Origin of the sequence: Methylobacter psychrophilus, from assembly GCF_025583945.1 — a bacterium.
GTDB classification, from domain to species: Bacteria; Pseudomonadota; Gammaproteobacteria; order Methylococcales; family Methylomonadaceae; genus Methylobacter_C; species Methylobacter_C psychrophilus.
The window spans coordinates 1-1,905 of sequence record NZ_JAOEGU010000128.1 but is presented as its reverse complement, the minus strand read 5'-3'; the positions used below and the strand labels follow the sequence as shown (position 1 = coordinate 1,905).

The following is a 1,905-nucleotide window of genomic DNA, read 5'->3' as shown; positions in this document are numbered from 1 at the left end:
GAGCCATTTGCGCTGTAACCCTTTCCAGATTCACTGGCGAAAAAAGATCGGGTATTTCGTCTCAAAATATTTTTTTGGGCGACTCACAAACACGGTATCTGAAGATTTTCGGCGCTGGATATCGAAAAAACGCATTGGTGCCTATTTTTAGGCAATAGAATCTCTTCGCCGGTATCATCGGCTGTTGTTGTGGAACGCCTCGATACGATTTTAACCCATTTTTTGAAGCGGAATCGGCTGAACCAGTGAACGCATCTGTTCAATGCGTCCCGCTTTCACATGGCCTAGCGCCATGGCCATCATAACTGCCAGTGCCAGCCCCATACGGGTTTTCATTTTGGCCTGCCCCCGGATAAAGTGCTTTTCAAAACAGAAGCTATTGTCGATACGGTTGTTAATGCGTTCCAAGGCGCTGCGGCGTGCATAGCCGAGCTTCCAAGAGGGGCTGCCGTGAGGTGTCGGAACGAAGATGCGCCGATTTTGCTCCGTGATGTCAATGCGGACAATGCGTCCATAGTCGCCCGGATTTACTTGTCCGGCGGCGTGGCATTGGGCTTTACCCTGGCAGTCCAGCCCATAAGCAGCAGCAGGGCAGCGATATTTCAAGGTGTCCCGATCGGCTTCGAAACCCTGAAAGGCTAAATCGCGTTGGATGCCGGTGACCAAGCAAACACAATGCACCGTCCCTTTCTCGGTATACACAATAGTGTCCGCCCGATCGAGGTAGAGAGGGCGCGTAATAGGTTGGCTGGGGTCATAATCGGGATCTTGTTTTTCTGATCGCCACAAGGCGCGGGTGTCGATGAGTGGACGGATACCAGATTCATCCCACAGCTTGGCCTTGGTTTCGGCGCAATCCAAGCCGCGATCCGCACTAAAATCCGCGCAGCGCTCGGCCAGTTCGGGCGTTTGTTCGAACAACTCATCAAGCATAACCCGAAGTTCAACCTGCTCAGAATGAGAGGCAGGGGTCAGATGAAACGCCACCGGAATTTCGTAGTGGGTGTCGGCAATCAGGTGTAGACCATAGCCAAACCAGCTCTTCACTTTCTTCCAGGGAGTACCGGTTTTGGTATTCACGCCGGCTGTTTCGTGATGCCCCCAATCGGCATCGGGGTCTGAAAAGAGTCCGCTCTTGTTATTGACTTGTCCGGTACTGTGGCTATCGATGGCTTTGCCATCGTAGCCCATATGTTGACCAAAATCAGGTAACACGACCATCAATTGTTCACGCAAATCAATTAGCATTTGGCTAACCAGTCCTTGTGCTGTTTCGATCGCAATGAGATTATTCAAAAAACGCGAAAAATTCCAGCTATTGGGTACCGCATAATAGGGGGCTTCTGTTTGCGGCCAAACCACGTCCATCCGCCCGGTGAGCTCATTCTTCACCAACTGCGCCACCGGCTTTTTTTGTAGCGGTAAAACATTAAAGCCACACGCCTGTAACAAAGAAGGATTTCGGGATAGCTCACGCTGTAACAATTCAATGGACTCATGCTGAAAAACTACGCCCGCTATTATTGCATTCCACATGGGAATCACCGGATAGTCATCACGACCCAGTCCGCGTTTCGCTTCCAGTGCGGCGATCAAATCACCGTCTGGGAGATTATCACGAACCAGGAAAAAACGCTCCAGATCCGAACGGGCTTCAACGGCATCCCAATTAAATAATGCGGCGGCTATCTGAGTCATAAAGCACCTAATTAGTATAATTATCAATGACTTAATTATAACACATTCAGCTATTATCTACAGAATAAATCCTGGGGTGAAAACCCGAAAAAAACCGTGATCGTACCTCTCAAACCCTTATTCTACCGTTGAAAATTGGGGTAAACGATTTTTAGGTGGCTCTGTAGGCTAGATAAATCAAAGGCTACAAGGCAGCGCAAATGGCTC

1 protein-coding gene is annotated in these 1,905 nt (G+C 49.5%); it reads right to left on the bottom strand.

The window, feature by feature from the left end:
• Positions 1 to 210: 210 nt before the first annotated feature.
• Positions 211 to 1,725 carry a transposase gene (locus N7974_RS20440; RefSeq protein ID WP_262967375.1) on the bottom strand — a complete coding sequence of 505 codons (1,515 nt, stop codon included), beginning with the start codon at positions 1,723 to 1,725 and terminating at the stop codon, positions 211 to 213.
• Positions 1,726 to 1,905 lie beyond the last annotated feature (180 nt).